This window comes from Serratia liquefaciens ATCC 27592, assembly GCF_000422085.1.
GTDB classification, from domain to species: domain Bacteria; phylum Pseudomonadota; class Gammaproteobacteria; order Enterobacterales; family Enterobacteriaceae; genus Serratia; species Serratia liquefaciens.
Genome location: NC_021741.1, coordinates 212,524 through 235,406, shown reverse-complemented (window position 1 = coordinate 235,406; position 22,883 = coordinate 212,524). Strand labels below are relative to the sequence as shown.

The window sequence follows — 22,883 nt, the reverse complement described above, 5'->3', positions numbered from 1 at the left end:
GTTTATTTGCTGACTATTTTAGGCGCCACCCAACGGCGATGCACCCACAGCGAAGCGACAATCACCGCCCCGCCGATAATGAAACTTGGCCAATGCGGCTGTTGCTGCCAGATGGCCAGATTAACCAACAGTCCTGCCGGCACATGCATGTTATTCATGATGCCCAAAGTACCGGCATCCACCTGCGTTGCGCCGTAGTTCCACATGAAATAACCCAGCCCGGAAGCCACTACGCCCAGCCAGACCAGAATGCCCCACTGCAGGTTAGTGGTTGGCAGCTGCTGCGGATTGCCCCACAGGCACCAGGCGACCACCGCCACGACCAAGGCCCCCAGATAGAACCAGGAAAATGCGGTGTGTTGCGGCAGCGGGTGCACTTCCATCAACCGTTTGTAACCGACCATGCCGATGGCAAAGCTGATGTTCGCCGCCTGCACCAGCAACAGCCCCCACCAAAAATGCTCGCTCAATTGATGATATCGAATAATCGCAGCGCCCAGCACCGCCAATAGCGCACTGAACACATAACCCCAGCGCAGGCGCTGTCCACTGATCAAGTCATAAATCAGCGTAACGTACAGCGGCGTCAGCACGGTAAACAGCAGGAATTCCGGCACCGTCAGGTACATGTACGCGCGGAAGCTGAACAGATACATGATGCCAAGCTGGCAAGCCCCCACCAGCATGTACAACAGGATCACTTTTGGCTTGATGTTGCGCCAGCGCAGGAAAGGCAGGAACACCGCCGCCGCCAGGCCGATGCGCATCAGCACCGAGAACCAGCTGTCGACCTGGCCCGCCAGGTATTCGCCAATCAGGCTGAAAGAAAATGCCCACAGGATGGTAGTAATCACCAGAAGCAGCACGATGGGTTCACCCTAAAGATTCAGAAAGGGCGATTGTAACGGAAGGCAGAAAGGGGTGTAGCGAAAAGAAGGTTTACATCTGAGCAAAATACAAACTTTCAGCAAATTTGCACCGCTGGGTTAGGCTTAATAAAAGACGAGGAGAACATCATGAAAAGTTATCATCTGCTCTATGGCCTGTTGCTGCTGTCCGGATTGGCCACCGCGGCCAACGGCGTCACCGAGCTCAGCTCGCAACAGCAGTTTCTCAACCAACGCACTCAACAGGCGCAGCAACAGCGTATGCTGAATAATCAGCAGCTGGATCAGCGCCGCCTGCAACAGCAGCGGCAGTTCGATAATAACCAGCAACAACTGCAGCAAACGGCGCCAAACGGTGGGAAGTTGTTACCCAACGGCAACCAGCCGCGCAGCCCATTTAACCGCACAGCACCTGCAGTCCCCCAGGCACCGCTGCCGGCTAGCCCCGCACGCCCATGATGGTCAGGATCAATGGCGTAGTCACTGCTGCCAGCACGGTGGACATCACCAGGCTGGTGGCGGCAGGCCCGGTCAATACGTTGAACTGGCGTGACATCAGGTAAACATTGACCCCGACCGCCATCGAACCCAGCAACACCACCACCCGGGTTTCCATCGGCGGCAGGTCCATCATCCAGGCCAGTAGCCAGATGATCAGCGGTTGAACAATTAGCTTGAGGAAACAGATGCCGCTGCTGAGGCGCCAGCCTTCGCTGATGCGATACTCCGCCAGCCCCATACCCAGCACTACCAGCGACAGCGGTGCGGCAACCTGACCAAGCATGCTGACCGGCTGGTCGACAAACGTCGGCAGCGGCAACCCGGTCAGGCTGAACAGCGTGCCGGAAAGAATGCCGATAATCAGCGGGTTGGTCAGCACGCTACGCGCCGTTTTGATAAAGCCCTGCAGCGTCGGCGAACCATTGCGCGCCCATTCGATGGAGATAGTCACCAGCGTCCAGAGGATCAGGCCGTTAAACACCAACACCAATGCCACCGATGGGATTGCCGCCTCGCCAAGCATGACGCTGGCGATGGGCAGGCCCAGCATCACGTTATTGGAGAAAATTCCACCCAACGCGAAAACCGATCCCGCCACTCCATCCAGTTTAAACACCCGACGCGCGGTGATGCGACCGATCACGAACACAATCAGGCAACTGCCGAAAAAGGCGATCAACAGGCGGGCATCTACCGCTGGACGCTGCGAAAAGTCGCACATCATGCGGAACAACATGGCGGGGAGAGCCAAAGAGAAGACAAAACGCGTTAAACCGTCGGTGATGGTCGCTGGCCATTTACCCCAGCGGATAAGCCCATATCCCAACACGATCAGCACAAATAGCGGCAAAGACAGCGCTATTTGATGCCATAACGAACCCATAAAAACAGACATCACATCCCTTCCGTTAGCGCGGCGGCAAAGGACTGACGTCGCAAAATTCAACAGGCGCCGACGACTTTCTCACGGACGCAGCAAACTGCGTCCGTGGCAACGGGATCACGCGTTGGGAAAGTCCGGTCCGATCAAATCTATCCGGTCAGTGCAAATGCAGTCAACGCCCCAGTTCAACAACAAGCGCGCACGCGCCGGCTGGTTAACGGTATAAACCAGGATGCGCAGCCCTGCGGCTTTCAGCGCCGACACCCGTTCGGCCGTCAGTTCTTTATGGTTGATGTGCAACGAAACGCAGCCCAATCGTTCGGTCAACGCCTGCCAGTTGTCGTCCCACTGATCCAGCAACAGGCCGCGCGGGAGTTCCGGCACCGTACGCTGCGCCGCCTCAAGCGCCTCAATCGAGAAAGAAGAGAGCAGCGGATCGGTCTGCCCCTGCCACAACAAACGTGCGGCTAGCGCCACGACACGACCGGTTTCATCATCGCTGCCGGTGGTAGGCTTGATTTCAATGTTCGCCATCATGCCGTGCTGCTGACAGCGCTCCGCCACTTCGGCCAACAACGGTAAACGTTCGCCCTTGTAAGCGGAGTTATACCAGTTGCCGGCATCCAGCTGTACCAGCTTGTCCCACGGCAGCTCACCCGCCACGCCCCAGCCGTTGCTGGTGCGATCCAAGGTATCGTCGTGCAACAGAAATATTTGCCCGTCCTGCGCCAGCTTGACGTCGAACTCAATCATTTTATGACCGTGCCGTGCGCCGACGTCGATCGCCGCCAGGGTATTTTCCGGTGCCAGAGAACCGCCGCCGCGGTGGGCGACAATGTGGGGGTAAGGCCAGGCTGTGGTCATGATTCCATCCGTAATCCGCTATCGGTATCAAAAAAGTGCAGCGCCTGTGCAGGCAACTGCAAATATAGCGTGCTGCCCGCCGTCGGCATAGTTTCATGCGACAAACGCGCAATCACGCCATGACCGCCCCACTGCCCATGCGCCAGGTTATCTGCGCCCAATAACTCCAGCGTTTGCAGCGCCAGGGGCACGCCCCTTGCTCGGAGGTGGTCAATTGAAGATGTTCCGGGCGGATGCCAAGCGTCAACCGGCGACCGCCCCACTGCGCTTTGGGTTGCGGTAAATTCAGCGTCATCCCCTCGGCCAGTTGCAGTTGGCTGCCGTCGGCGCTCAACGTGCCGGGCAACAGGTTCATCGCCGGCGAACCGATAAAGCTGGCGACGAACAGCGACGCCGGGCGCTGATAGACCTCACTGGGGGTGCCAATTTGCTCTGCCACGCCTTTGTTCATGACGATCACCCGCTGTGCCAACGTCATCGCCTCCACCTGATCGTGGGTCACGTACAGGCTGGTGGTTTTCAGCCGGCGATGCAGTTGTTGCAGTTCCAGGCGCATTTGGACGCGCAGCTTGGCATCCAGATTCGACAGCGGTTCATCAAACAGGAATACCGCCGGCTCACGCACGATAGCGCGCCCCATCGCCACCCGTTGGCGTTGGCCGCCGGAAAGCTCGCGCGGCTTGCGTTGCAACAACGGCTCCAGCTCTAAAATGCGCGCGGCTTCCTCCACCCGCTGTTGAATATGCTGTTTGCCGAAGCCGCGAATTTTCAGGCCATAGGCCATGTTGTCGTATACGCTCATGTGCGGATACAGCGCATAGTTCTGGAACACCATCGCGATACCGCGATCTTTCGGCTCCATATCCGTTACGCGTTGACTGTCGATATAAATATCGCCGCTGGTGGTGCGTTCCAGCCCGGCCACCATGCGCAACAGCGTCGATTTACCGCAGCCGGACGGGCCGACCATCACGATAAATTCGCCGTCCGCCACGTCGAGGTCAATTTGCTTGATCACCGGCGTTTTACCGTCGTAAGACTTGGTGACTGCCTGTAGTTTTAAACCTGCCATGTGAAAATTTCTCTCGTTACTTTTCGCTATCAACCAGGCCGCGTACAAACCAGCGCTGCATCAGAAGAACCACCGTCAGCGGTGGAATTAAAGTCAGAATCATCGCCGCCATCACCTGATTCCACTGGGTCGGCGCGCCGGAGGTGGAGATCATGCTCTTGATACCCGCCACTGCGGTGCCCATCGAGGCATCGCTGGTGATCAGAATCGGCCACAGGTACTGGTTCCAGCCGTAGATAAAGGTGATGACAAACAGCGCCGCCAGATTGGTCTTCGACAGCGGCAACACGATATCCCAGAAAAAACGCATCGGGCCGGCGCCGTCAATCCGCGCCGCTTCCAGCAGTTCGTCCGGTAACGTCATAAAGAACTGGCGCAGCAGGAAGGTGGCGGTCGCCGACGCCATCAGCGGCAACGTCAGGCCGGTGTAGCTGTCCAGCAGGTTGAGGTTGGAGATAACCTCCACCGTCGGGAAAATACGCACCTCAACCGGCAACATCAGGGTGAGGAATATCAGCCAGAAGAACAGGCTGCGCAGCGGGAAACGGAAATAAACGATGGCATAGGCGGACAACACCGACACCACAATCTTGCCGAAGGTGATGGCCAGCGCCATCACCACGCTGTTCAACAGCAGCAGCGAAAACGGCACTTTAAGGTTGCCCACGCCACCCTGCCAAATATTGCTGATGTTTTCCCACAGGTGACCGCCGGGGATCAGGGTCATCGGCACCTGAAACACCTGTTTGTCGTCCAGCGTTGCCGCCACAAAGGCCACGTACAGCGGGAACAGCACCACCAGCACGCCGATAATCAGCATTACGTGGCTGAAAATGTCCAGCCCGCGTCGGTTCTCAATCATTGGTAACGCACCTTACGTTCGACAAAACGGAACTGGATCACCGTCAGGCCAATCACCAGCAACATCAGGATCACCGACTGTGCCGCAGAGCTGGACAGATCCAGACCGGCAAAGCCTTCACGGTAAATCTTGTAGATCAGCGTGGTGGTGGACTGTACCGGTCCGCCGCCGGTCGCAGCATCGATCACCGGGAAGGTATCGAAGAAGGCGTACACCAGATTCACCACCAGCAGGAAGAAGCTCACCGGCGTGATTAACGGCAGCACCAGATTGAAGAAACGCCGCACCGGGCCGGCACCGTCAATGGCCGCCGCCTCAACCAGAGAGCGGGGAATTGACTGCAACGCGGCCAGGAAAAACAGGAAGTTATAGCTGATTTGCTGCCATACCGAGGCCAACACCACCAGGAACATCGCCTGCCCGCTGTTTTGCGCGTGGTTCCAGCTGTAGCCCAGTCCGTTGAGGAAGTGGGTAATCAGCCCCAGGCCGGGGTTGAACAGGAAAATCCACAGCACCGCCGCCACCGCGGGCGCCACGGCGTAAGGCAGGATCATCAGCGTCTGGTAGATCCGGCTGCCGCGCAGCACGTAATCCACTAACGCGGCGAAGAACAGCGACACGACCAGCCCGATACCCGCCACCAGGAAACTGAAAATCAGCGTGGTGTAAAACGAGTCCAGGTAGTAAGGGTCGTGGAACAGTTGGGTAAAGTTGTCCAACCCGACAAACTGGCTGGACAGGCCAAACGGGTCGAGGCTTTGCACCGAATACCACAGCGCCTCGCCGGCGGGCCACAGAAAGAATATTGCGGTGATCAGCAACTGCGGCAGCACCAGAACATAGGGCAGCCAACTGCAGCCGAAACCGGGACGATGTGAACTCATCATTAGGGACTCATGAAGACAAAAAACGGATGACTCGAAGCAAGGCGTCGCGAGCAAAGCCAGTCTGGGTGCGGACAGCGCACAGCTCCCGGAGTGGACATAAAGTCCATGAGGAGAGCGAGCACTGCCCAATCCCAGAATGGCAAAGCGCAGTAGCCGCTATTACTTAGTCTGAGACTCGAAGCGACGCAGCAACACATCACCGCGCTGTACGGCGGCATCCAATGCCTGCTGTGGCGTTTTCTTACCGGTCCACACGCCCTCCAGCTCTTCATCCACGACGGTGCGAATCTGCGGCATATTGCCTAAACGCAGCCCCTTGGTGAACGGCAATGGCGGCTTGTTCAGCATTTGACGCGTCGCCACGTCCGCCCCTGGGTTCTTGTCATAGAACCCCTGTTGTTTGGTCAGGTCGTACGCTGCCGTGGTGATCGGCAGATAACCGGTCTTCTGGTGCCACTCGGCGGCGATTTCCGGCTGTGCCAGATACTGCAGGAACTCGGCTACGCCTTTGTAGGTGGCGGCATCTTTACCGTTCATCACCCACAGGCTGGCGCCCCCGATAATGGCGTTCTGCGGTGCATTTTTGGCATCGGCGTCATACGGCATCATGCCCACGCCATAGTTGAATTTGGCGTAATGCTTGATGTCCGCCAGCGAGCCGGATGAAGCGGTGGTAATCGCACAGTCACCGCTGTAGAACTTCTCGGTGGATTCGTCTTTACGGCCGAAATAGGTGAAGTCACCTTTTTTGTTCATCTCTTCCAGCAGTTGAATATGCTTGACCTGCAACGGCTTGTTGAACTCCAGCTTGGCACTCGCGCCACCAAAGCCATTGTTCTCCGTGGCGAATGGCACGCCGTGCCAGGCGCTGAAGTTCTCCAGTTGGATCCAGCCCTGCCAGCCGCTGGCATAGCCGCATTTCATGCCGGCTTCACGCAGTTTGGCGGTGTCCGCCGCCAGCTCCTGCCAGGTTTTCGGCGGCTGGTCTGGGTTCAAACCGGCTTTCTTGAAGGCATCTTTGTTGTAATACAGCACCGGGGTGGAGCTGTTGAACGGCTGCGACAGCAGGTGTCCACTTTTGTTGTCGGTGTAGTAACCGGACACCGTAGGCACGAATACCGATTCGTCAAAGCTGATGCCCGCGTCTTTAAACACTTCGTACACCGGCTTGATCGCCTTGCTGGCCATCATGGTGGCCGTACCCACTTCATACACCTGCAGGATCGCCGGCGCTTTACCGGAGCGGTAGGCCGCGATGCCCGCCGCCAGGCTCTGTTCGTAGTTGCCTTTGTAAACCGGAACAATTTTGACGTCGGTGTGCGACTGGTTAAAGCGGTCCGCCAGGGAATCCACTTCTTTACCCAGTTCACCCTCCATCGAATGCCAGAACGGGATCTCGGTCGCCGCCAGTGCCTGAGTGCTGACCGCCAGGGTCAACGCGACGCACAGCGTGGTTTTGCGAATAGCGTAGGTGAGCATGCCTAACTCCTGAAAAAGCTGGTGTATCCCCTGCATCTTTCACGCCGCAGCCGTGTTGGTTTCCCGCCATCACCTCAGTCATTTACCTATGTAAACTCCTGAGGATTCTGGCGGTCACCGCCTTGCTGCTACGTGAAATCTATTGGGGCAATAAGCGCGTGAGCGAAAAGAATCAGTTTTTTGTTCGGAAGCTAACATGCCATGCTCGGATGACAGAAAAATAACCGTTAGATGACAGCCATATGACGGAAGAGTGAAGTGCAGATTGCGGTTTGATGTCGGCGACGGGGAAAGATCCCCGCCGCCGTGAGGATCACAGGGAACGGCGCAGGCGGGCAACCGCTTCCTGCATTTGCTGTTCAGTGGCGGTGGCGAACGACAGGCGGAAGGTAGAACGGTCCGGATTGTCTGAGAAGAAGTATTCTCCCGGCACAAACACCACGCCCTGCTGCAGGGTGGTTTTCAGCCATTCGGTGGCGTTGAACGGCTGACGGAAGCGCGCCCACAGGAACATGCCGCCTTTCGGCATATCGAAGCTGATATGGTCACCCAGCTCTTTTTCCACCAGCCCGGCCAGGATCTCACCCTTTTGTTTGTAAGCCGCGCGGATCTTTTCGATCTGCGCCGGCAGGCGATCCAGCCCCAGGTAACACTCTACGATGCTCTGCGACAATGCGCTGGCATGCAGATCCGCCGCCTGCTTGATGATTGCCACTTTATGCAGCAAAAACGGCGGCAGTATAGCCCAGCCCAAACGCAACCCCGGAGCCAGGATCTTGGAGAAGGTCGAGGTATAGATAATGTTATCGGTATGGCCCAGCACCTGTTGCGAAACCTGGTGCAGCGTCGCGTTACGCTCTTCGGTAAAACGCAGTTCGCCGTACGGATCATCCTCGATGATCAGGAAATTGTGCTCGGCCGCCAGCTTGACCAACAGTTCGCGACGCGGGGCGCTCAGGGTAATGCCGCTTGGGTTGCCGAAGTTCGGCACCACATACACGCCCTTGATGCGCTGCGTTTTCAACAGCTCGGCCAGTTCTTCGACCACCATGCCATCGCTGTCGGACGATACCGACATGATGTTGGCTTCCGCCAGTTCCAGCGTCTGCAACGCCGCCAGGTAGGTCGGACGCTCCACCACGAACACGTCGCCGGGGTTCACAATGGCGCGCATCACCAGATCCAGCGCCTGCTGGGAGCCGGCTGTGACCATCACTTCATCGGCGGTGGCGGTGACGCCGCGTTCGGCACACAGCTCGCAGATGCGTTCACGCAGCACCGGGCTGCCTTCGGTCAGACCGTACTGAAAAGCGCTTTTCGGCTGTTCGGTGATCGCCTGATGAGTGGCGATGCTCAGCCCTTCGAAATCAAACAGGGCATCAGAGGGGATGCCGCCCGCCAGCGAAATGACGTTTTCCATCTTACTGTGCTTGAGCAATTCACGGATTGCCGAGCTTTTTACTTTTACGATGCGCTGCGCGAGTAACCCTTCTGTGTTCATTTCTTATTCTTCTCGTAATCGTTAAAAATGTTGTAGGGGTCCGATACGCTGCGCCCGAGTCGCTCGGGGCGAAGATATTCGCCCCCTACCGCTTCGACGGGTATTTCAACCGCCCAGATACGCCGACCTAACTGCTTCGTTTGCTAACAATTCGGCCCCCGTATCTTCCAACACCACGCGCCCGTTTTCCAGTACATAACCGCGATCTGCCAATTTCAGCGCCTGATTGGCGTTTTGTTCGACCAGGAAGATGGTCATGCCCTCTTCACGCAGCTGCTGAATGATGTCAAAAATCTGCTGAATGATGATCGGCGCCAGCCCCAGAGAGGGCTCGTCGAGCAACAGCAGCTTCGGCTGGCTCATCAGTGCACGGCCTATCGCCAACATCTGTTGCTCACCGCCGGACATGGTGCCCGAGCGCTGTGTACGGCGTTCCAGCAGGCGCGGAAACAGGCCAAACACCCTTTCGATGCGCTGTTGATATTGGTGACGGTCGGCAAAGAAACCGCCCATCGCCAGGTTCTCTTCCACCGTCATGCGCGAGAATACCCGCCGGCCTTCCGGCACGATAGCCACCGCTTCGCGCATGATGCGCGACGTCTGCCACTGGGTAATGTCCTGATCGAGAAAGGTGATGCTGCCTTCGCTGGCGCGGGGTTCACCGCACAGCGTGCCGAGCAGCGTGGTTTTACCGGCGCCGTTAGCGCCGATCAGAGTGACAATCTCGCCCTGCTTTATGTTCAGGCTAACCTGATGCAGCGCCTGGATTTTGCCGTAATGGGCGGATACCTGATTAAATGACAACATAAATTATTCGCCCAGATAGGCCCGGATCACGTCCGGGTTGTTACGGATTTCTGCCGGGGTGCCCTGCGCCAACGGCGTGCCCTGGTTCACCACGTAGATACGATCGGAGATGCCCATCACCAGTTTCATGTCGTGCTCGATCAGCAGCACCGACACCTTATGCTGATTGCGCAATTCGACGATCAGGTGATCCAGCTCGTCGGTTTCCTTTGGGTTCAGGCCCGCCGCCGGCTCGTCCAGCATCAGTAATTCCGGCCGGGTGACCATGCAGCGCGCAATCTCCAGCCGCCGTTGCTGGCCGTAAGCCAGATTACCCGCCGAACGGTTCGCCATCTCCAACAGGCCCACCCGTTGCAGCCAAACCGAGGCACGCTCCAGCGCATCGGCTTCGGCACGGCGGAAGGCCGGCGTTTTCAGCAGCCCGGCGAACACGCCGCTTTTCAGATGCTGATGCTGTGCGACCAACAGGTTTTCGATCACCGTCATCTCGCGAAACAGCCGTACGTGCTGGAAAGTCCGCACCACGCCCATCCGGGCGATGGCCTGGCCGGGCAACCCTTCCAGATGGCGCTCACGCAGTTTGATGGTGCCGCTGGTCGGACGGTAAAAGCCGGTCAGGCAGTTAAACACCGTGGTTTTTCCGGCACCGTTCGGGCCGATCAGCGAGACAATCTCGCCCTCGTTGAGCGTCAGCGCCACGTTATTGACCGCCAGCAGGCCGCCGAAACGCATCGACAGCCCTTCGACCTTCAGCAAAGGTTGCATGCTCATACTTGCTCCCCCTTGCCTGCTTGCATATCCGCCGCCTTCAGTTTTAGCTGTGGCCGCTTCATCGGCAGCAGTCCCTGCGGCCGCCAAATCATCATCAATACCATTAAGGCACCCAGCAACAGCATGCTGTATTCGTTCAGGTCACGCATCAGTTCGCGCGACACTACCAGCAGGATCGCCGCCAGGATCACCGCGAACTGCGATCCCATGCCGCCCAAAACCACGATCGCCAACACGAAGGCCGACTCGACAAAGGTGAAGGATTCCGGGCTGACGAAGCCCTGGCGCGCAGCGAACAGCGTGCCGGCAAAACCGGCGAAGGCGGCGCTGATGGTAAAAGCGGTCAGTTTGATTCTGGTCGGATTAAGCCCCAGCGAACGGCAAGCGATTTCATCTTCGCGCAAGGCTTCCCAGGCACGGCCCAGCGGCATGCGCAGCAGGCGGTTGATCACAAACAGCGTCAGCACCACCAGCAACAACGCCACCAGGTACAAAAAGACAATGCGATCGCTCGGATCATATTTCAGGCCAAAGAAGTTATGGAAGGTATCCCAGCCGCCGTCACGCGCGCTGCGGTTGAACTCCAGGCCGAAAAAGGTCGGTTTCGGGATCTGGCTGATGCCGTTCGGCCCGCCGGTGATCTCGGTATTGTTCAACAACAGGATGCGCACGATCTCACCGAACCCCAGCGTGACAATCGCCAGATAATCGCCGCGCAGGCGCAGCACCGGGAACCCGAGCAGAAAACCAAAGAGGGCAGTGACCATACCCGCCAGCGGCAGGCTCTCCCAGAAACCCAGGCCGTAATAATGGTTCAGCAGTGCGTAAGTGTAAGCGCCAATCGCATAGAAACCGCCGTAGCCCAATACCAGCAAACCGGACAGCCCCACCACCACGTTCAGACCGAGGCCCAACATCACGTAGATCAATGTCAGCGTGGCGATATCCACCGAGCCGCGCGAGACCAGAAATGGCCAGGCAACCGCGGCGATAATAATCGCTGCGGCCAACAGCTTCTGCCGGGCAGTCGTGCCATCGAAGCTCGGTAATACCCAGGCCGGGCCGGAGATTTTTTTCAGCCCGTGCTGCATCAGCGGGCGCAGCAGTTGGAAGAAAAACACAATGACGCAGCCGATGCCGATCCACATCCAGCGCACTTCCGCCGCGCCGTGCACCACCAGTTTGGTACCGTCCAGGCTCAGCTGCATGCCCATCAGGAATGAAGCCATCACAAACAGCACCAGGGTGGCGATCAGCGCGTTGAGCAAATTGAGTTTCATACCTTCTCAACCTCCGGACGTCCAAGGATGCCGGTAGGCATGATCAGCAGCACCACAATCAGCAGCGCGAACGACACCACGTCTTTATATTCGGTACTCAGGTAAGCCGAAGTCAGCGCCTCTGCCACCCCCAATACCAGGCCGCCAATCATCGCGCCGGGGATGCTGCCGATGCCGCCCAACACTGCCGCGGTGAAGGCCTTCATACCGGCCATAAAGCCGATATAGGGGTTAATCACTCCGTAGAATTGCCCGAGCAGTACGCCGGCGACCGCCGCCATCACCGCACCGATCACAAAGGTCAGCGAGATAACCCGGTCGGTATTGATGCCCAGCAGGCTGGCCATCTTCAAATCCTCCGCACAGGCGCGGCAGGCGCGGCCCATACGTGAATAACGAATAAACATCGTCAACGCCAGCATCGCCAGGAAAGTGACTACCCAAATAATCAGCTGCATGGTGCTGATAGTGGCGGCAAAGCCGTTGCTTTCCCCCAGCACCCATTGCCCGGTGACCAGGCTTGGCAACGCCAGGTCGCGCGAGCCCTGGGTCAGGCTGACGTAGTTTTGCAGGAATATCGACATCCCTATGGCGGAAATCAGCGCGATCAGGCGTTTGGAGTTGCGTACCGGCTTGTAGGCCACCCGCTCGATGCTCCAGCCGTAAGCGCTGGCGATCACGATCGATACCAGGAAAGCCGCGCCAATCAGCAACCAACCGACGTCGATGCCGATCATCATCAGGGCGGCGATAACAATAAAGGAGACATAGCTGCCGATCATATACACCTCGCCGTGGGCGAAGTTGATCATGCCGATGATGCCGTAGACCATGGTGTAACCGATGGCGATCAATGCATAGGTGCTGCCCAACGTGACGCCGTTGAACATTTGCTGCAGAAAATAGAGAACCTGCTCAGACATACTCTAACCCTTGGCTGTGCTTTCTATACCCATCACACTTGAAGCTGCATTTGTGTTGGCTGCACTCATTCACCCGAATCGTTCCCTTGCCGCCTTGATGCAACTTCAATTTATTTTGGGTAAAGCAAACCTGAAATGACAATCATTAAAAACGCTTATACCCAATGGATTTCGCGTTGCAGCTAGGCGGCAAGCGGGTAAATCCCCAGGAGCTTAGTAAACTAAGTGACTGGGGTGCACCCGTGAAGCCAACAACGCTGCAACGTGAAAGACGACGGGTATATTATTTAATCGGCGTTGAAGTGCCGTCAGCATGCCATTCGAACACGCCGAACTCGAAGCCTTTAAGATCGCCTTTGTCATCCCAGCTCAACGGCCCCATCACGGTCTCCACCGGCTTGCCGGTTTTCAGGTCCTTGACGATGTCGGCCGGTTCCTGGCTGCCGCTGCGCTCCATCCCGGCAGTCAGAGATTGCAGCGCCGCGTAAGTGGTCCAGACGAACGGTCCGGTTGGATCCAGCTTTTTGGCTTTAAGCGCATCTACAACAGGTTTGTTGGCAGGGACCTGATCGTAACGTTTAGGCAGGGTCACCAGCATGCCTTCAGAGGCGGCACCGGCGATATTGGACAGTGAGGAGTTGCCCACGCCTTCCGGCCCCATAAAGCGGGTGGTCAAACCGGCCTGTTTAGCCTGACGCAGGATCTGGCCCATTTCCGGGTAGTAACCGCCAAAGTAAACGAAATCGACATTTTCTTTCTTCAGGCGCGCCACCAGGGTGGAGAAATCTTTATCGCCAGCGGTGATACCTTCAAACATCACCACGTCGGTGCCCTGCTTTTTCAGGCTGTCGCGCACCGAGCGCGCCAGGCCTTCGCCATACTGCTGCTTGTCGTGAACCACGGCAATGCGCTTGGGTTTGATCTCGCTGAGGATGTATTTCGCCGCCGTTGGCCCCTGATCGGAATCCAGGCCGGTGGTACGCATGATCATTTTGTAACCACGGGTGGTCAGATCGGCGTTAGTGGCCGCCGGGGTGATCATGATGACGCCTTCATCTTCATAGATGTCGGAAGCCGGCTGCGTCGAGGATGAGCACAGGTGGCCGATCACATAGCGGATACCGTCATTGATTACCTTGTTGGCGACGGCTACTGCCTGTTTTGGATCGCAGGCGTCGTCATATTCCACGCCGACCAGTTTGTCGCCCTTGATACCGCCCTTGGCGTTGATATCGGCAATCGCCTGACGGGCGCCGGTGAATTCCATATCGCCATACTGCGCCACCGGGCCGGACATCGCCCCGACGATCGCCACCTTGATGTCTTTCGCCATTGCCGCATGCCCGATAGCCATCGCGATACAACCCGCCAACAGCGCCTTACCTTTTGTTAATTTCATCCGCAAATCCCCATCTGTCGTTGTGAACGTACCTGTTGTGTTTGCCGACACCCAACCCTTATTTACTGCTTTTATTCATAAGTAATAATGATTTAGGTGTTTTTGTGGCAATATTTTCTAATAAGACTTTATTTTTCATGCCATTAAACAGGAATTTTCTGCTGCAAATCAACTTACACAATCAGAAACAAGCGGTGTAAACAGCATAAAATCCGGATTAAATCTGCGCTGTTTTGCATCAGGCACAGCGCGTTATGCTGGTTCTCGATCGATTAACTACATATTTACTCGGAAAATGCGTCCTGCAAAAAACATTTTGCGCAGTAATCGTACAGAAAAACTTACACAACGCTCTGTGCAAGATCTATTACACTGTCGGCATCGATTAGCCGTTCGGAAATCCTGCATGAAACTGACTATTGAGCGATTAACCACGCTGTCCCAGCAAGACCTTATCGACCTTGGCAAAATCTGGCCGCATCAGCAGCCGGAACAGTGGCAAAGCGGGTTGAACGGCAATAAAGCGCTGTTCGCCGCACGCTTCAATGAGCGGCTGTTGGGGGCGGTGAAACTCGAGCTGGACGGTGAACGTGCCCAACTGCAGGATTTGCTGGTGCGTGAAGTCACGCGCCGTCGCGGCGTCGGGCTGTATCTGGTGCAGGACGTGCAGCGTCAGTTACCGCAGATAACGCATTGGCAGCTTTCGACCGCCGGTCTGACCCCACGCGAGCGGGGCGAGGTGGATAACTTTATGCGCGCCTGCGGTTTCACTCATCAAGGCGAACTCTGGCAACGATGAAGCGCAGGTTCCTCGCACTGTTGGTGCTGGTGCTGGCGTTAATCGCCTGGTTTGGCGGCCGCCAGCAGGCGCTGCGGATACAGCCGACCTGGGATAATCAGGTCTACGTCTGGCAACGCGTTTGGACGCCGCAGCATGCTGCCGCACTAGCGCAAAGCCGCGATCTGTTCCCTACGCTGCGGGTGCTGGGTTTACAAGTGCACCCGCGTGAGGGCTGGCGGGAAATCCCGGTCAATCTCCCCTTACTGAAACAAGATGGCCGCCCGCTGTGGCTGGTGGCCCGTCTGGATGGGCAGTTGACGCAACTGGATGAAGTCGCGATTCGCCAACGTTTGCTAAAACAGGTGCAACGCTGGCAAGCCGCCGGGCTGCAAGTGATCGGCGTTGAAATCGATCATGACGCAGCTACCGCGCGCCTGCCCGCCTATCAGCATTTCCTGCAGCAGTTGCGTCAGCAATTGCCCTCCTCACTGCAACTGGGCATTACCGCATTGCCGGCCTGGATCGGCTCAGCTGCGCTTCCCGGTGTCTTGCAACAGGCAGACAGCTCCGTGCTGCAGGTGCATGCCGTACTGTCGCCCGAACAAGGCCTGTTTGCTGCCCCGCTGGCACTGCGGTGGGTAAAACAGTACGCACAAATCACGCCAAGACCTTTCCGGGTGGCGCTGCCTGCCTATGGTATGGGTTTGGTGGGGTTCGATACGCAAGGCGCGCAGGTGGAAAGCGAAGCCTCCATACGCGTGGCGGGTACCTCGCGCGAGCTGACGGTCGCGCCGCAGCAGGTGGCCGATTTTCTGCGCCAGTTGAACACACGGACGACACCACACCTGCTGGGCCTGATCTGGTTCCGTTTGCCACTGGAGGACGATCGCCGCGCCTGGTCACTGGCTACGCTGAGGTCGGTAATAGAAAAGCAACCGCTCGACGTCAGCTGGCAGGTAAAATTTAGCCCTCAGGCGCTGCAAAATGGGCTGAATGATCTGATAATTCAAAATAACGGGCCGGTGGATGCACCGCTGCCGCACGAAATCGTCATCACCGCCAGCGAGTGCCTGGCGGCGGACGCGGCAGGCAACTACCGGCTGGAAAGCGAGCCTCAACGACTACGCTTTGTGCTTACCCGCAGTGATCAGCTGCGCGCCGGGCAGTCCCGGCCGTTGGGCTGGATCCGCTGCCAACAACTGACGCCAGGAGGCACCCTTGTCACACCGTAATGCACGCGCTACACGGACTCTGCGCGGCCGAACTCTTCTACTGGCTGCCCTGATCGGCTCGGCGCTGGCGATGCCACTTAATGGCTACGCCTGCGGGCCGGATTTCCCTAACCGTTTACTGGTCGATCGCAACGGCACGCTGCTGTATATGCCGGAAGGCAACTTTGCCTTTGAAGCCGGGCGTCTGGTCGCAGTGGATAAACAGCTGCCGTTGTGGAAAGCACCGCCACCGGCGATGCCACCGAAACCGATGCCGCTGTCGCCGGAAACTATCATCATCGAGAAAATGCGTGCGGCAAAAACCGTTGAAGAGGCCGATGCGGTCAATAGCCAGGGGCTGTCTGACGCGGCCCGCCTTTACCAACTGGGTGCAGTGGCCTTCGCCGGTAAAGATCCGCGCGCCAGCGAGTACTTCCAGCAGGTTCTGGCGCTACCTGCCGCAGATCAAGGTGACTGGGGGCTAAGGGCGCAGTATTCACTCGGCCGGTTGTTGATGGGCGATCACGGCACGCCGGAAAACGAAGGTGACGGCTCGAGCATCGCAGTCGAACATCCCGCGAAGCCCCAGCTCGAGCAGGCGCTAGCGGCCTTCCAGCAGGTGATTGATAAAGTGAAAGGCGGTACGGCCGATCCAGATCAACTGGCGCTGAGCAGCCTGGGGCAGCAGGCCCGCATTCATTTTTGGCTCGGCAACGTCACCCAGGCAGCGAAGTTATATGCTCAACAGGCGGCACAGGGTGACCAAAATGGGGCACTGTCGCTGCAGTACGTCTCCAGTTACCTGGTCAATCCGGATCACTTCGATATTCTTAAGCAAACAATCGCCGATCCGCTGATCCAACAACTGGTCACCATTGAGCTGTTTGCCCGCAGCAGTAATCTGCAAATGACCGATACGGACGGCACCGGCACTCGCTCAGCACAAATCATCAGCCAAATCCTGACGCTGCTGGACGCCTCGGTGAAAAGCGGTTTCAGCGGCAGCGACCGGCTGGCGGCGCTGGCCTACCGAGCAGGACAATACCCGATGGCGGCCAGCCTGCTAAAACACGCTGGCGACAGTGGCCTGGCCTGGTGGTTACGCGCCAAAATGGCGCTGCGCGACGGGGATGTTAAAGCCGCTACCGCAGACTACGCCAAAGCGGCGGCCGCATTCCCCTCCAATGAAAGCTGGGGCGAACAGCGTAATGCGGACTTTACGCCAGAAACCATCGTGCCCGAATGCCGGGTGGCGGGGGAGCAGGCTATTCTGGCCCTGGATCGCGGCGACTATCTGCAGGCAATGGACTTCCTTTATCGCGGCAAAGATATTTACTGGGCGGACGTCGCCGACGTGGCCGAACGCGTGCTGACCATCGATGAACTGAAAGGCTTTGTTGATAAGCATGTGCCAGCCCCAGCTACGCCGTTGAAACCGGTCAATCCCGACGACTACAACGGCCAGCCGCTTACGCCGGAGGTGCAACTGCGCGAGCTGCTGGCGCGGCGGCTGATGCGCGCCGGACGCCCTCAAGAAGCAATGGCCTACTTTGACATCCCGAACTATCGTCAGGTTGCCCAACAGTACGCCGATACGCTGAAAACGGCGCAGGATAAATCCGCAGACAAGCTGGCGCGGGCCAAAGCCTACTATCAGGCTGCAACGCTGCTGCGCAGCCAGGGATTGGTGTTCACGGGTTATGAGATGACACCGGACTATGCAATTTATGACGCCGGTTATTCCTATCTGGGGGATGCCTTTGATACGCGTGAGCTCAAGCATAAGAGCTGGATCAGCAGTGCCGAGGCAGCACGGGCCAAAGCGGCGTTACCGCCGCAGGATAATCGCTTCCTGCACTACCGCTGGCAGGCGGTTGATCTGGCGCAGCAGGCCGCCGACTTACTGCCGCCAAAAAGCCAGGCCTATGCCGCCGTGTTGTGTAATGCCGCCGGTTGGGTGATTAAACGTGACGCGAAAACCGGCCGGGCGCTGTATCAGCGCTATATCAATAACGGGACGCGCTATGCCTGGGCCAACAAGTTTGGTTATGACTGTCCGGCACCCGATTTTGCTGCGATCGCGCCGTAACGCCGAATTTCAGGCACAAAAAAGCCCGGCTAGCCGGGCTTTTTAACGCTTATGCGGGATTAGGCTTCGATCGCCATTTTCAGTTTCTTCATGGCGTTCTTTTCTAGCTGGCGCACACGCTCAGCGGAAACACCGTACTGATCGGCCAGCTCTTGCAACGTGGATTTATTGTCGTCATCCAACCAACGGGCGCGAATGATATGCTGGCTACGCTCGTCCAGACCTTCCAGCGCATAGGCCAGTTTGTCTGCGGCGTTGCTTTCCCAGTTATCTTCCTCGATGCCTTCGGCGAAGTCCGAGCTTTTATCCTGCAGGTACAGCACCGGCGCCATAGACTGGCCATCACGGGCTTCGTCGTCCGGCGTAGGATCGAACGTCATGTCCTGCGCCGCCATGCGGGATTCCATCTCGCGGACATCCTTGCTGGTCACACCCAACTCGCGAGCAACCAATTCCACCTCATCCTGATTGAACCAGCCCAGACGCTGCTTGGTTTTACGCAGGTTAAAGAACAGCTTGCGCTGTGCTTTGGTGGTAGCCACTTTGACGATACGCCAGTTGCGCAGTACGTACTCGTGAATTTCTGCCTTGATCCAATGCACCGCAAAGGAAACCAGACGCACACCAACCTCTGGGTTGAAGCGGCGAACAGCTTTCATCAGGCCAATATTACCTTCCTGGATCAGGTCTGCCTGAGGCAGGCCGTAACCGGAGTAATTACGGGCAATATGAGCGACAAAGCGCAGGTGAGACAGGATGAGCTGCTTAGCGGCTTCCAGATCGCCCTGATAATGCAGCCGTTCAGCCAGCTCCCGCTCTTCCTCTGCCGTCAGCATCGGATAGGTGTTGGCAGCCCGGATATAGGCTTCCAAACTGCCCTGGGGCACTAAAGCTAAAGTTTGCATTTCTTTGGTCATTCAAACCCTCTCTTGAAAAAACAGGTCATGCAGGTGATTGTCACGGCGGGGAAATGATTGATTCAACGGCAGTTGCTATTGCAAAAGCGGTCCACACGCCGGGCACCATAACATTTTGCTGCAGATTTTGACCGCGTTCCGCCCTATTAGTTCACAGTTTTTCGATCGCATTGTCCATGACAATACGTGACGAATATTCAGGCCGATAGGGAATTTGTGCGCTAAGAAGAGACTGGATGGTGCTTAAGTTAGTGCCGGTAGCTCTTCTCCCGCAACACGCTCGGAGCAGCAGGAGAAGAGTATACCAAAAAATCTTTATTGTGGTGTAAATCGGCGTAAATGTTGCACCGTCGCCAGCCAGGCGGCGATCCAGCCGATCATCGCGGAAACAATCAGCAGCAACAGCGCCTCATCCCAACCCAGGCCGTGCAGGGTAAAGGTGGTGCCGAACACCTTGGCCACGCCGGTGACCACCGACTCCAGCCGCCACACCATCGCCCCGGACAACACCAACGACAGCAATGCACCAAAGAAGCCCAGCATCGCACCGCCGTTCAGGAACGGCCGCAGGATGAAACCGTCGGTGGCGCCAATCAGCTTCATCACGTTGATGGTATCGCGACGGCTGAAGATACTCAGACGTACGCTGTTGCCGATCACCAGGAACACCGCCACCACCATCAGCACGCCGATCATTGCAGCCACTTGCCCCACCAGCCCGGTCAGTGCAGCCAGACGGGCAAACCAACTGTCGTCCATCCGCACTTCATCCACCCCCTGCACCGCCGCGACGCGATCGCGCAGGGTATTGAGGGTGTCGGAACTTTGGAAGCTCATTTTCGGCGTGATGATAGCGACCGCCGGTAGCGGGTTCTCTTCCAACATATCCAGCGCGCCGCCAAAGCCGGACCAGTTGCGGAATTCGCCCCGGGCCTCTTCACGCGACAGGTAATTCACTTTCTCAACGCCAGCTTCTGCTTTGATGGCGTCGAGCACTTTCACCGCCGCGTCGTCATCCAGGGATTTATCCAGGTACACCGTTAACTGCGGCGTAGGGTACCATTGCGTCGCCGCGGTGCTGACGTTTTTCCAAACGATATAACACACGCTTGGCAGCGTCAGGGAGATGGCGATGACCATCACCGTCAGCAGCGTCGCCAGTGGCTGGCGCAGCATATCCTTGACGGCGTTCATCCAGGCGTAGCGCCATTGTTCCCGCCAGCCGCCACGCAGCGCTTTGCTCTTGGCGGTTTTTGCATTATTCGCCATGATGCGCTCCTCCAGCCATGCGGCCCTGGCTCAGGCGCAGAATGCGGTAATTGCGACGGGCGATCAGCCCGGTGTCGTGGGTGGCCATCAACACGGTGACACCCACGCGGTTAAACTCTTCGAACAGGCGCAGAATGCCTTCCGACAACGCATCGTCCAGGTTACCGGTAGGCTCATCCGCCAGCAGTACCGCCGGCTTGTTCACCACCGCGCGGGCGATACCCACACGCTGCTGCTCACCGCCGGAAAGCTGAATCGGGAAGTTCTTCGCCTTATCCAGCAGCCCGACCTTGTCCAACGCAGCGGAAACGCGGCGACGGATGTCTTCGGTGCTGGCGCCGGCGATAATCAGTGGCATTGCCACGTTGTCATAAACCGTGCGATCCAGCAGCAGATGGTGATCCTGGAAAATCATGCCGATTTGACGACGCAGGAACGGCACCTCGCGGTTTTTCAACCGGCTGATGTCATGGCCGCCAAACCAAATATGGCCGGCGCTTGGCCGTTCGATACCACAAATCAGTTTCAGCAGGGTACTCTTCCCCGCGCCGGAATGGCCGGTCAGAAACGCCATCTCTGCCGGGCGCAGATGGAAATCGACCCCCTGCAGGGCCTGCCGTCCGCCCAGATAAGCTTTACTGACCTGTTCAAAGCGAATCATCCGTATTAATCCTCTCGGGCAAAAAGTGCCTCAATAAAATCGTCAGCCTTAAATGGCCGCAAATCTTCGATGCCTTCCCCAACGCCGATATAGCGAATCGGGATACCGAACTGATCGGCAATGGCGAAGATCACCCCGCCCTTGGCGGTACCGTCCAGTTTAGTCAGTGTGATACCGGTTAAGCCCACGGCTTCATTAAATAATTTCGCCTGGCTGACAGCATTCTGTCCGGTGCTGGCATCGAGAGTCAGCATAACCTCATGGGGGGCCTGGTCGTCCAGTTTTTTCATGACGCGGACAATCTTCTTCAGCTCTTCCATCAGGTGCGCTTTGTTCTGCAAACGCCCTGCCGTATCGGCCAACAGCACGTCGATGCCACGGGCCTTGGCGGCCTGGACCGCATCGTAAATCACCGAGGCGGAATCCGCGCCGGTATGCTGCGCCACCACTGGAATACGGTTGCGCTCGCCCCACACCTGCAGTTGCTCTACCGCCGCGGCACGGAAGGTGTCCCCCGCCGCCAGCATCACCGATTTGCCTTCCGCCTGGAACTGGCGAGCCAGCTTACCGATGGTGGTGGTTTTACCCACGCCGTTCACCCCAACCATCAGAATGACATACGGGTTTTTACCGCCAACATCCAGCGGCTGATCAACTTTAGCCAGAATTTCGGACATTTCCTCCTTCAGCTTGCCGTATAACGCATCGGCGTCTTTCAACTGCTTGCGGCTGGCATGCTGAGTCAGAGAGGTAATGATTTTACGCGTGGTTTCCACGCCGACGTCGGCAATCAGCAACTGTTCTTCCAGCTCTTCAAACAGTTCGTCGTCAATTTTCTTGCCGCGGAACAAGCCGACAAAACCGGAGCCCAAATTTTGCTTGGTTTTCACCAGGCTACGTTTCAGCCGGGCAAAGAAGCCTTCTTTGGTCGGACGCTCCTGTTCCTGAGTGACCGCAGGAGCCAACAGCTCAGTTTCTTTTTCTTCTTCAATAGCCGGCGCGACAATAATCGGTTCCAGCGCCACGCTGGCCGACAATGGCTCTGGCTCTGGCTCTGGCTCTGGCTCTGGCTCTGGCTCTGGCACGATAGTAGGTTCAGGCTCAATTACTTCCAGTTCGGGCACCATCACCGGTTCCGGTTCAACCACTTCCGGTTCTGGCGCAATAATCGGCTCTGGCGTAACCACTTCGGGTTCTGATACCGCGGTCGTTTCTGGCTTAGGCTCGATGACAAGTTCGGGTTCAGGCTGAACCACGGCCACAGGCACGGCAATCTCTTCCGCTGCCGGCTGTTGCTGTTCTGCCGCCACCTGTTCAGTAAGGGTGACAATCTCTTCCGCCAGCTTTTCTGCCGCGGCAGTGTGTTCGACGATCGCCGGCACGCTTTCTGCAATATGTTCGCCGGTCAGACTGCCGTCCCACTCCCCAGGCGTCTCTACGGAAGCGGCAGGTTCAGATTCCTGCGCGGGGAGCTGGTCATCCAGCTTGGGAGCGACCGGTTCAGCCGGGGTCTCCACGGCCTGATTTTCCGCCGCTTCTACCGGCGTCTCAGGTTGCTGTTGCTCTTCTTCCTTCTGGCCGAAGCCCAGCCAGGAGAAAAACCCGCGTTTCTTATCTTTTGCCATGTTATGACTCTACTCCGTACCGAAGGCTTGCTTATGCTGACAATAATTCGCCGAGTCTATCACTTTCCCTCGTTCAGCAACACGCATCCGGCATGCTTTCCACTGTGAAATCAGGCAACAAAGTTTTACCGTTTCCCCCGGCGCCTCTCACCGGTAGAATAGAGGCAACTTATCGCCAACTCATTCGGCCTCACCGCCAGAAAACAATCAAAGC

21 protein-coding genes are annotated in these 22,883 nt (G+C 57.4%); 4 read left to right on the top strand and 17 right to left on the bottom strand.

The genetic code is table 11. The features are described 5' to 3' along the window. Positions 1-2: 2 nt before the first annotated feature. Positions 3-866, bottom strand: a complete 864-nt coding sequence (locus M495_RS01055) for a carboxylate/amino acid/amine transporter (RefSeq protein ID WP_020824831.1) — start codon at positions 864-866, stop codon at positions 3-5. A gap of 150 nt (positions 867-1,016) precedes the next feature. On the opposite strand from M495_RS01055, the gene M495_RS01050 reads away from it, so the two are divergent. Continuing rightward, positions 1,017-1,346: a hypothetical protein gene (locus M495_RS01050; RefSeq protein ID WP_020824830.1), complete on the top strand. Its 330-nt coding sequence runs from the start codon at positions 1,017-1,019 to the stop codon at positions 1,344-1,346. On the opposite strand, the gene M495_RS01045 is transcribed toward M495_RS01050, so the two are convergent. The 12 genes from M495_RS01045 to M495_RS00990 form a co-directional block, all read right to left on the bottom strand. Continuing rightward, positions 1,327-2,283, bottom strand: coding sequence for an AEC family transporter (locus M495_RS01045; RefSeq protein ID WP_020824829.1), 957 nt, complete (start codon positions 2,281-2,283; stop codon positions 1,327-1,329). The genes M495_RS01050 and M495_RS01045 overlap by 20 nt on opposite strands. A 105-nt stretch (positions 2,284-2,388) precedes the next feature. Beyond that, complete coding sequence (gene ugpQ / locus M495_RS01040; RefSeq protein WP_020824828.1) at positions 2,389-3,135, bottom strand: glycerophosphodiester phosphodiesterase; 747 nt, start codon at positions 3,133-3,135, stop codon at positions 2,389-2,391. A gap of 112 nt (positions 3,136-3,247) precedes the next feature. Continuing rightward, positions 3,248-4,207 (bottom strand): sn-glycerol-3-phosphate import ATP-binding protein UgpC, encoded by a 960-nt coding sequence (locus M495_RS01035; protein WP_407694258.1) that lies wholly within the window; start codon positions 4,205-4,207, stop codon positions 3,248-3,250. Between the two features lie 16 nt (positions 4,208-4,223). Then, positions 4,224-5,069, bottom strand: a complete 846-nt coding sequence (gene ugpE, locus M495_RS01030; RefSeq protein ID WP_020824827.1) for a sn-glycerol-3-phosphate ABC transporter permease UgpE — start codon at positions 5,067-5,069, stop codon at positions 4,224-4,226. Continuing rightward, positions 5,066-5,953: a sn-glycerol-3-phosphate ABC transporter permease UgpA gene (gene ugpA, locus M495_RS01025; RefSeq protein ID WP_041415156.1), complete on the bottom strand. Its 888-nt coding sequence runs from the start codon at positions 5,951-5,953 to the stop codon at positions 5,066-5,068. Before ugpA ends, ugpE begins: the two co-directional genes overlap by 4 nt. Before the next feature lie 162 nt (positions 5,954-6,115). After that, the gene (gene ugpB / locus M495_RS01020) at positions 6,116-7,435 is read right to left on the bottom strand and encodes a sn-glycerol-3-phosphate ABC transporter substrate-binding protein UgpB (RefSeq protein ID WP_020824825.1); all 1,320 of its coding nucleotides are present in this window, start codon (positions 7,433-7,435) and stop codon (positions 6,116-6,118) included. A gap of 313 nt (positions 7,436-7,748) precedes the next feature. Then, positions 7,749-8,936, bottom strand: a complete 1,188-nt coding sequence (locus tag M495_RS01015; protein WP_020824824.1) for an aminotransferase-like domain-containing protein — start codon at positions 8,934-8,936, stop codon at positions 7,749-7,751. Positions 8,937-9,041: 105 nt separating this feature from the next. Continuing rightward, positions 9,042-9,743 carry a high-affinity branched-chain amino acid ABC transporter ATP-binding protein LivF gene (gene livF / locus M495_RS01010; RefSeq protein ID WP_020824823.1) on the bottom strand — a complete coding sequence of 234 codons (702 nt, stop codon included), beginning with the start codon at positions 9,741-9,743 and terminating at the stop codon, positions 9,042-9,044. Between the two features lie 3 nt (positions 9,744-9,746). After that, positions 9,747-10,514: a high-affinity branched-chain amino acid ABC transporter ATP-binding protein LivG gene (gene livG / locus M495_RS01005; RefSeq protein ID WP_020824822.1), complete on the bottom strand. Its 768-nt coding sequence runs from the start codon at positions 10,512-10,514 to the stop codon at positions 9,747-9,749. Beyond that, positions 10,511-11,794, bottom strand: a complete 1,284-nt coding sequence (locus M495_RS01000) for a high-affinity branched-chain amino acid ABC transporter permease LivM (RefSeq protein ID WP_020824821.1) — start codon at positions 11,792-11,794, stop codon at positions 10,511-10,513. The genes livG and M495_RS01000 overlap by 4 nt, the downstream gene beginning before the upstream one ends. Further along, entirely contained in the window at positions 11,791-12,717 is a 927-nt protein-coding gene (livH, locus tag M495_RS00995) for a high-affinity branched-chain amino acid ABC transporter permease LivH (RefSeq protein ID WP_020824820.1), read from the bottom strand. The genes M495_RS01000 and livH overlap by 4 nt, the downstream gene beginning before the upstream one ends. 283 nt (positions 12,718-13,000) lie before the next feature. Beyond that, entirely contained in the window at positions 13,001-14,116 is a 1,116-nt protein-coding gene (locus M495_RS00990; protein ID WP_020824819.1) for a branched-chain amino acid ABC transporter substrate-binding protein, read from the bottom strand. Positions 14,117-14,522: 406 nt separating this feature from the next. On the opposite strand from M495_RS00990, the gene panM reads away from it, so the two are divergent. The 3 genes from panM (at position 14,523) to M495_RS00975 (ending at position 18,197) form a co-directional block, all read left to right on the top strand. Further along, positions 14,523-14,915 (top strand): aspartate 1-decarboxylase autocleavage activator PanM, encoded by a 393-nt coding sequence (gene panM, locus M495_RS00985; RefSeq protein ID WP_020824818.1) that lies wholly within the window; start codon positions 14,523-14,525, stop codon positions 14,913-14,915. Beyond that, positions 14,912-16,129, top strand: a complete 1,218-nt coding sequence (locus tag M495_RS00980; RefSeq protein WP_020824817.1) for a DUF3142 domain-containing protein — start codon at positions 14,912-14,914, stop codon at positions 16,127-16,129. Before panM ends, M495_RS00980 begins: the two co-directional genes overlap by 4 nt. A 70-nt stretch (positions 16,130-16,199) precedes the next feature. Continuing rightward, positions 16,200-18,197, top strand: a complete 1,998-nt coding sequence (locus tag M495_RS00975) for a hypothetical protein (protein WP_236615032.1) — start codon at positions 16,200-16,202, stop codon at positions 18,195-18,197. Between the two features lie 59 nt (positions 18,198-18,256). On the opposite strand, the gene rpoH is transcribed toward M495_RS00975, so the two are convergent. From rpoH to ftsY, 4 genes are all read right to left on the bottom strand, one after another. Beyond that, the gene (rpoH, locus tag M495_RS00970) at positions 18,257-19,114 is read right to left on the bottom strand and encodes an RNA polymerase sigma factor RpoH (RefSeq protein WP_020824815.1); all 858 of its coding nucleotides are present in this window, start codon (positions 19,112-19,114) and stop codon (positions 18,257-18,259) included. 315 nt (positions 19,115-19,429) lie between these two features. Next, positions 19,430-20,383: a permease-like cell division protein FtsX gene (gene ftsX / locus M495_RS00965; RefSeq protein WP_020824814.1), complete on the bottom strand. Its 954-nt coding sequence runs from the start codon at positions 20,381-20,383 to the stop codon at positions 19,430-19,432. Further along, positions 20,373-21,044 carry a cell division ATP-binding protein FtsE gene (gene ftsE, locus M495_RS00960; protein WP_020824813.1) on the bottom strand — a complete coding sequence of 224 codons (672 nt, stop codon included), beginning with the start codon at positions 21,042-21,044 and terminating at the stop codon, positions 20,373-20,375. Before ftsE ends, ftsX begins: the two co-directional genes overlap by 11 nt. A 5-nt stretch (positions 21,045-21,049) precedes the next feature. Further along, positions 21,050-22,669 carry a signal recognition particle-docking protein FtsY gene (gene ftsY, locus M495_RS00955; RefSeq protein WP_020824812.1) on the bottom strand — a complete coding sequence of 540 codons (1,620 nt, stop codon included), beginning with the start codon at positions 22,667-22,669 and terminating at the stop codon, positions 21,050-21,052. Positions 22,670-22,883 lie beyond the last annotated feature (214 nt).

What these genes read in the sequence shown, in the direction of transcription:
- livH (WP_020824820.1), bottom strand. Translation starts at nt 12,717, where the DNA reads ATGTCTGAGCAGGTTCTCTATTTTCTGCAGCAAATGTTCAACGGCGTC.
- livG (WP_020824822.1), bottom strand. Translation starts at nt 10,514, where the DNA reads ATGAGCATGCAACCTTTGCTGAAGGTCGAAGGGCTGTCGATGCGTTTC.
- M495_RS01000 (WP_020824821.1), bottom strand. Translation starts at nt 11,794, where the DNA reads ATGAAACTCAATTTGCTCAACGCGCTGATCGCCACCCTGGTGCTGTTT.
- panM (WP_020824818.1), top strand. Translation starts at nt 14,523, where the DNA reads ATGAAACTGACTATTGAGCGATTAACCACGCTGTCCCAGCAAGACCTT.
- M495_RS00990 (WP_020824819.1), bottom strand. Translation starts at nt 14,116, where the DNA reads ATGAAATTAACAAAAGGTAAGGCGCTGTTGGCGGGTTGTATCGCGATG.
- ugpA (WP_041415156.1), bottom strand. Translation starts at nt 5,953, where the DNA reads ATGAGTTCACATCGTCCCGGTTTCGGCTGCAGTTGGCTGCCCTATGTT.
- M495_RS01015 (WP_020824824.1), bottom strand. Translation starts at nt 8,936, where the DNA reads ATGAACACAGAAGGGTTACTCGCGCAGCGCATCGTAAAAGTAAAAAGC.
- ugpB (WP_020824825.1), bottom strand. Translation starts at nt 7,435, where the DNA reads ATGCTCACCTACGCTATTCGCAAAACCACGCTGTGCGTCGCGTTGACC.
- M495_RS01050 (WP_020824830.1), top strand. Translation starts at nt 1,017, where the DNA reads ATGAAAAGTTATCATCTGCTCTATGGCCTGTTGCTGCTGTCCGGATTG.
- ugpE (WP_020824827.1), bottom strand. Translation starts at nt 5,069, where the DNA reads ATGATTGAGAACCGACGCGGGCTGGACATTTTCAGCCACGTAATGCTG.
- ftsX (WP_020824814.1), bottom strand. Translation starts at nt 20,383, where the DNA reads ATGGCGAATAATGCAAAAACCGCCAAGAGCAAAGCGCTGCGTGGCGGC.
- livF (WP_020824823.1), bottom strand. Translation starts at nt 9,743, where the DNA reads ATGTTGTCATTTAATCAGGTATCCGCCCATTACGGCAAAATCCAGGCG.
- M495_RS01035 (WP_407694258.1), bottom strand. Translation starts at nt 4,207, where the DNA reads ATGGCAGGTTTAAAACTACAGGCAGTCACCAAGTCTTACGACGGTAAA.
- rpoH (WP_020824815.1), bottom strand. Translation starts at nt 19,114, where the DNA reads ATGACCAAAGAAATGCAAACTTTAGCTTTAGTGCCCCAGGGCAGTTTG.
- M495_RS00980 (WP_020824817.1), top strand. Translation starts at nt 14,912, where the DNA reads ATGAAGCGCAGGTTCCTCGCACTGTTGGTGCTGGTGCTGGCGTTAATC.
- ftsE (WP_020824813.1), bottom strand. Translation starts at nt 21,044, where the DNA reads ATGATTCGCTTTGAACAGGTCAGTAAAGCTTATCTGGGCGGACGGCAG.
- ugpQ (WP_020824828.1), bottom strand. Translation starts at nt 3,135, where the DNA reads ATGACCACAGCCTGGCCTTACCCCCACATTGTCGCCCACCGCGGCGGC.
- M495_RS01045 (WP_020824829.1), bottom strand. Translation starts at nt 2,283, where the DNA reads ATGTCTGTTTTTATGGGTTCGTTATGGCATCAAATAGCGCTGTCTTTG.
- M495_RS00975 (WP_236615032.1), top strand. Translation starts at nt 16,200, where the DNA reads ATGCCACTTAATGGCTACGCCTGCGGGCCGGATTTCCCTAACCGTTTA.
- ftsY (WP_020824812.1), bottom strand. Translation starts at nt 22,669, where the DNA reads ATGGCAAAAGATAAGAAACGCGGGTTTTTCTCCTGGCTGGGCTTCGGC.